Here is a 6,659-nt window from a genome sequence, read left to right on the forward strand (position 1 = left end):
GATCTTCGTCGTCGGCATCCTGATGATGGTTTACGTGACGCTCGGCGGCATGGTCGCAACGACCTGGGTGCAGATCATCAAGGCCTGCATGCTGCTCTTCGGTGGCACGCTGACGCTGCTCTTGGCCTACGTCCAGTTCGGTTTTTCACTGACCGACGTGCTGCAGAAGGCCGAAGCGGTCCACAAACTGGGTGCCAAGCTGATGGCCCCGGGCGCCCTGCTCGCCGACCCGATCACCGCGATCTCGCTCGGTCTCGGCCTGATGTTCGGTACCGCCGGTCTGCCGCACATCCTGATGCGCTTCTTCACCGTCGGCAACGCCAAGGAAGCCCGCAAATCGGTGCTCTATGCTTCCGGCTTCGTCGGCTTCTTCTTCAACGTCATCTTCCTGATGGGCCTCTGCTCGATCATCATCGTCGGTCAGAACCCCGAGTTCTTCGAGGGTGGCGTCGTCGGCGGCAAACTGATCGGTGGCGGCAACATGGTCGCCATGCACCTGGCCAGGGCGGTCGGCGGCAACATGCTGCTCGGCTTCCTGGCAGCAGTGGCCTTCGCGACCATCCTGGCAGTCGTCTCGGGTCTGGCACTGGCCGGCGCCTCGGCGATCTCGCACGACATCTACGCGCGCGTCATCCGCAAGGGACAGGCGACCGAAAAGGAGGAGATCCGCGTCTCGCGCTATGCGACCATCGGCCTCGGCATGCTGGCCATCGTGCTCGGCATCGCGTTCGAGAAGATGAACATCGCGTTCATGGTCGGCCTGGCCTTCGGTGTCGCTGCCGCAGCCAACTTCCCGGTCCTCATCCTGTCCATGTACTGGAAGGGTCTGACGACACGCGGAGCGCTCTGGGGTGGCTATGGCGGCGTCATCTCGGCCGTTCTCTTCGTGCTCTTCTCGAAGTCGGTGTGGGTTGACGTGCTGGGCAACAAGGCAGCCTTGTTCCCCTACACGCAACCGGCGCTGTTCGCCATGCCGATCGCCTTCATCTTCGCCTACATCTTCTCGAAGAGCGACACCGGACCCCGGTCCAAGCTCGAGAAGGAAGCGTTCGAAGACCAGTACGTGCGTGCGCAGACCGGTTTCGGGGCTTCCGGCGCCAGTCACTGATCCGTTCTTCCAGCAACAGGCCCTGGCGGAGCAACAGCCCGCCGGGGCTTTTTTCGTCCACCGGCCGCGACCGCCGCGACTCGACGCGCGGCCTGCTTTGGCGGGCATCTGTCCAGGGCGCTAAAGTCTCCGCCGAACTCGCCGTGAACGAAGTGATGAGCAGAACGAACCAGCGGAGTCACGGCATGCATGCAAATCTCAGGCTTCTCGCCGGCTGTCTGATCGCCCTCATGTCGACCACGGCATCGGCGGCGTGGCAGGTCATCTCTGCCGAACCCGGCAAACGCGTCGAGATCGATCGCAGCAGCATCACCAGGGACGAGCGCGGCAAGACCGTGGCCCTCGGTCGAATCATCCTCGAAAAACCGATCATCGATCCGAAAACCTCTTCGGCCTACCGGATCGTCCAGGCCTTGAGCAGCTATGACTGCACGGCGCGCAGTTACAGCACGCTCAAACGCAGCTATTTCAAGGAAGAAGGCCAGTTACTCCGCGAGGAGGAGGTCAAGGTGCAGGTCGAGATGCCGGTCCGTTCGGGCATGCTCGACGACAAGCTGCTGCGCGAGGTTTGCCGACCGAAAGCCGTGGGAGAGGCGGCAACGGCTGCTCGCCGCACCGCCGACAAGGTGAATGAGGCAAGCGGCGAGTTGCGCAAGGCCAACGAGGCGCTGCTCCAGAAAGAGGTCAAGCGCGCCAACCTGCAAGCCCCGCCTGCCGAGAAAGCCGAACCGGAAAGCAAGCGAGCAACCCCGTTTGCCCCGGTCGGGCGCACCGTGGCGAGCGCGCCAGCGCCGATGATAGGCGCCCTGGCAGCCCCACGCCGCGAGGCCAGACCGCATGCGATGGGCCACGCCGAACCGCCCGCCGCACCCCAGGCGCACGCGGAGTTCCACTGGTCCTACGAGGCCGAGGGCGGCCCCGACAACTGGGGCCGGCTGCGGCCCGAGTACGCCACCTGCGCGAGCGGCAAGCGGCAATCACCCATCGACATTCGTGACGGTTTCCGGGTTGACCTCGAACCGGTCCAGTTCGTCTACCGGCCATCGCAATTCCGTGTCGTCGACAACGGTCACACCATACAGGTCGAGGTCAGCGGCAGCAGCATCAGTCTGCTCGGCAAGAACTACGAGCTCGTCCAGTTCCACTTTCACCGACCGTCGGAAGAGCGGGTGAACGGCAAATCCTTCGACATGGTGGCTCATCTGGTACACCGCTCGGAGGATGGCCGGCTTGCCGTGGTCGCTGTTCTTCTGGAGAAAGGAGTCGAACACCCGCTGATCCAGACCGTATGGAACAACCTTCCGCTGGAGAAGAACGAATATGTGACACCGCCGGGACTGAGCATCGATCTCGGCCAATTGCTGCCAGCGGACAAGAGTTACTACACCTACATGGGCTCGCTGACCACTCCACCGTGCAGCGAAGGGGTGCTCTGGCTGGTGCTCAAGCAACCGCAGCAAATCTCGCCCGAGCAACTGGCCATCTTCACGCGCCTTTACCGGCACAACGCGCGACCGATTCAGCCGAGCTTCGGCCGGATGATCAAGGAGTCACGCTGAAACCACACGACACGGGGGATGCCCCGACACCACCTGCCGGATCAGCGCGCTGCACGCCAAGCCTGAAACCGACCGCCCAGGCGCCATCTTTTTGGCATAATACGCCGCGCAACTCGTTAATGGGAATCCAGCACCGCGCCTCCAGCCGAGCCACCGCCGGGAAGGAGGCATACCCGCTGGCAGCCGATGGGGGATCGGCTGCCAGCGGGGCGCCGTTCGAAGGACATGCACCGCCGGAGATCCAAGATGCTGATCTGGTTCGTCGTCATTTACCTGCTGGTGTCGATCGCGATCGGGCTCTATGCCGCGACCCGGGTACACAACACCAAGGATTTCGCAGTCGCCGGCCGCCGCCTGCCGCTGCCGGTGGTCACCGCCACCGTATTCGCCACCTGGTTCGGTGCCGAAGCGGTGTTCGGAGTTTCGGCGACCTTCGTCAAGGACGGCCTGCGCGGCGTCGTTGCCGACCCGTTCGGCGCCAGCCTCTGCCTGGTCATCGCCGGCGTCTTCTACGGCACGACGCTCTACAAGCTGAACATCCTGACGCTTGGCGACTTCTTCCGCATGCGCTACAACCGCACGGTCGAGGTGCTGACCACGGTGTGCATCGTCGCCTCCTACCTCGGCTGGGTATCGGCACAGATCAAGGCGCTGGGACTGGTCTTCAGTGTCGTCACCAACGGCACCATACCGGCCACCGCCGGCATGATCCTCGGGGCACTGATCGTCCTCACCTATACCACCTTCGGCGGCATGCTGTCGGTCGCCATTCTCGACTTCGTGCAGATCGGCATGGTAATGGGCGGCATGCTCTACATCGGCCACCTGATCTCGAGCATGAGCGGCGGCCTCGAAGTCGTCATCGGCCATGCGGCGACCGCCGGCAAGCTCGATTTCTTCCCTTCCGGCAGTGCGATCGAGTGGCTGGCCTTCATTGGCGCCTGGCTCACCATGATGCTCGGATCGATCCCGCAACAGGACGTCTTCCAGCGCGTCACTTCGGCGAAAACGGCCAGGATCGCCATTTACGCGTCGCTGCTTGGCGGAGCTCTGTACTTCTGCTTCACCTTCGTGCCGATGTTCATCGCCTACTCGGCAACGCTGCTCGACCCGGAACAGTTCAACGGCCTGATCGAAGCCGATCCGCAACTGGTGCTGCCCACCCTGGTCCTCGAGCATACGCCGGTATTCGCCCAGGCCATCTTTTTCGGCGCGGTCCTCTCGGCGATCATGAGTTGCTCGTCGGCCACCCTGCTCGCGCCGTCGGTCGCATTCTCGGAAAACATCGTGCGCAACTTTTTCCCTGCACTCGGTGACCACGCCTTCCTGCGCGTCATGCGTCTGACTCTGGTCTGTTTCACGGCCATCGTGTTGGTCTTTGCCCTCAACTCCGAGGCTTCGATCTTCAAGATGGTCGAGAATGCCTACAAGGTGACGCTCGCCGGTGCCTTCGTGCCACTTTTCTTCGGCGCATACTGGAAACGTGCCACCACCCAGGGAGCGCTCGCGGCGATTCTCGGTGGATTGGCCTCATGGCTGCTGGTCGAAGTGCTGCTTGACGAACCGCTGGTCCCGCCACAACTGATCGGACTCGCGCTCAGCGTGTTCGGCATGATCGCCGGATCGCTGCTGACGCAACGGGTCGGCCAGCCGACTCCGGCAGTCGACCTGCATGCGAGGATGCACCATCGCGCGGCGGCGCAGACCCATCATGCCGCGCCTGTGCACCACCAACAGGGACGGAAGTGAGTCGCAGCGCGCTTCTTCCGGCCAGGCGGCCATCTGCCGCCTGGCTTGGTGGCATCCGATCCGTCCTGCGCCGCCGCCACGTAAAGCGTTAGAATTGCCGCTTTCGACGCTTGGCGGCCCGCTGATGGAGCATGACCCGCTGCCACCGACCTCGGCGGACGCCTCTCCCGCAGGACAGCCGCGGCCGACCCGGCTGCCACTCTATCTGGCGCTCGCCTACCTGGTACTGATCAGCTACGCCAGCCTCTACCCCTTCATCAACTGGCGTCACCTGGGGGTCGCACCGTTCGAGTTCCTCACCGCCGGCTGGCCACGCTACTGGACGGGCTTCGACCTGACGGTCAACGTTCTTGCCTACCTGCCGCTCGGTTTCTTCCTGACCCTGGCGCTGCGCCATCTGCCAGGTGGTCGCTGGGTGGCGGCAGTGGTCGCCGTGCTCCTCGGCAGCCTGCTGAGTCTGAGCCTCGAATGCCTCCAGAACTGGCTGCCGGCGCGTGTGCCGTCGAACCTCGACCTGGCGTGCAATACCTTGGGCAACATGAGCGGCGCGCTGCTCGCGGCATGGAACGGCAAGCACATCCTGCGCCGGATCGCCCGCCTGCAACAGGACCTGCTGGCACCCATCGAGCATGCCGACCTGGGCCTGGTCCTGCTCGGCATCTGGCTGCTGACCCAATCGTCACCGGAAACCCTGCTCTTCACCACCGGCGACCTGCGCAACGTACTCGAACTGACGCCGGCGGTACCCTACGCGGCGCACTCGTTCTTTGTACTCGAAGCCGCAGTCATCGGCTGCAATACCGTGGTCATCGGCCTGCTGGCACGCAGCCTGCTTGCCGACCGCGCCGCGCCGCACCTGGTCCTGATCGCCTTCTTCATCCTGGCGCTGGCGATCAGAACGCTGTCCGCCGCCGTCCTCGTTGCGCCGCAGGACGCGCTTGCCTGGCTGACCCCCGGCGCCGAGGTCGGCCTGCTGCTGGGTGGTGCGCTGCTTGTTCTGGCCCTCCTGCTGCCGGCACCGATCCGTGTCGCCCTGGCGGGAGTTGCCCTGATGGCCGGCACGGCACTGGTCAACCTGACGCCCGCCAATCCCTACTCGGAAGCGGCTCTGGCGGCCTGGCGACAAGGACATTTCCTCAATTTCAACGGACTGACACGCTGGATGGCGAGTTTCTGGCCCTTCCTCGCCCTGCCCTACCTGACGGCAGTGGGGCGACGCCTGTGAATCCGGGTCAGGCGCCGGCAGGATTTCGGCGCGCCCGCATCTGCGCCTGCCACCGTGCCAGCCGGGGTGCGCGCTGATCGAGATCGGCGTCCAGCCGTTCTTCGAGACCTTCGAGCAGAGCGACGTCTTCCCGGGCAAGCCCCTGCGGGTCAACACTTTGCAGATGCACCACCAGATCGCCGGCCGCCTGCTCTCGCTTGCCGGGAAAGCCGTAACCGGGCAAACGATGCTCGCCAGGCTGCTGGGCACAGGGAGGGAGTTCCAGCAGGGTGCTGCCACGCAGCGTCGGCACCTCCACAGATCCGCCGGCAAGCCGCCGGAAGATGCTCACCGGTACCTGGCAATGGAGATCGCGCCCCTGCAGAACGAAGAGTTCATGCACAGCCAGGCTTATCTCCAGATACAGGTCGCCGGCAATGGCGTTCTCGGCCCCCGGTGGTAGTGGCGCCTGCCGGGCCAGACGCAGTCGCTCGCCATTCAGCAAGCCCGGCGGCACGGTCACCGCCAACATGCGCGACTCCTGCCGCCAGCCGCTGCCGGCACAAGCCGGACAATCGGTCTCGCGCAGGTAGCCACGCCCGGCACAGGTTTCACAGCGGCTGGTCCGGCCACCCTGACGCGATACCCGACCGCAGCCGCTACAGGCAGGGCAGGGCACCGAGTGATTGTGTCGCAGGCGACCACTGCCGGCGCAATGACGGCAGTGAACGCTATGCAGCAGCTCGACGTTCCTGCGGCACCCCGCTGCCGCCTCCTCGAGGCTCAGCGTCAGGGCTTGTACCAGGTCGTCGGCGACCGATTCAGCCGCAGTTCCTTGCCCTTGCGCCGCGGCTTCCGCCGCCTCCCGCCAGGCAGTGAGGCGCTGCGGGTCGAGCAACAGTTCATAGGCCGCGTGCACGCGCTTGAACTCGCGGCCGGCCGCCGGCGAGGGGTTGCGGTCGGGATGCCAGAGCATGGCCAGCCGTCGGTACGCCCGCTTGACTTCCTCGCGCGACGCCTCCCGGTCTACGCCAAGCAC

5 protein-coding genes are annotated in these 6,659 nt (G+C 64.8%); 4 read left to right on the forward strand and 1 reads right to left on the reverse strand.

What is annotated here, in order from left to right; all coding sequences use genetic code 11:
• The 4 genes from JNK99_RS01370 to JNK99_RS01385 all read left to right on the forward strand — a co-directional run.
• A partial coding sequence (locus tag JNK99_RS01370; RefSeq protein ID WP_291847532.1) for a cation acetate symporter occupies nt 1-1,108 on the forward strand: 1,108 nt, incomplete at its 5' end.
• 185 nt (nt 1,109-1,293) lie between these two features.
• Nucleotides 1,294-2,667 carry a carbonic anhydrase family protein gene (locus JNK99_RS01375; protein ID WP_291847535.1) on the forward strand — a complete coding sequence of 458 codons (1,374 nt, stop codon included), beginning with the start codon at nt 1,294-1,296 and terminating at the stop codon, nt 2,665-2,667.
• A gap of 246 nt (nt 2,668-2,913) precedes the next feature.
• A complete protein-coding gene (locus JNK99_RS01380) occupies nt 2,914-4,416 on the forward strand; it encodes a sodium:solute symporter family protein (protein ID WP_291847538.1) in 1,503 nt (500 codons plus the stop codon).
• Nucleotides 4,417-4,540: 124 nt separating this feature from the next.
• Entirely contained in the window at nt 4,541-5,641 is a 1,101-nt protein-coding gene (locus tag JNK99_RS01385; protein WP_291847541.1) for a VanZ family protein, read from the forward strand.
• Between the two features lie 7 nt (nt 5,642-5,648).
• Here JNK99_RS01385 and JNK99_RS01390 read toward each other — a convergent pair.
• Nucleotides 5,649-6,659, reverse strand: a 1,011-nt coding sequence (locus JNK99_RS01390; RefSeq protein ID WP_291847544.1) for a DnaJ C-terminal domain-containing protein, incomplete at its 5' end; no start/stop codon positions are given.

Source organism: Accumulibacter sp. (genome assembly GCF_016789985.1).
In the GTDB taxonomy this organism is placed as follows: domain Bacteria; phylum Pseudomonadota; class Gammaproteobacteria; order Burkholderiales; family Rhodocyclaceae; genus Accumulibacter.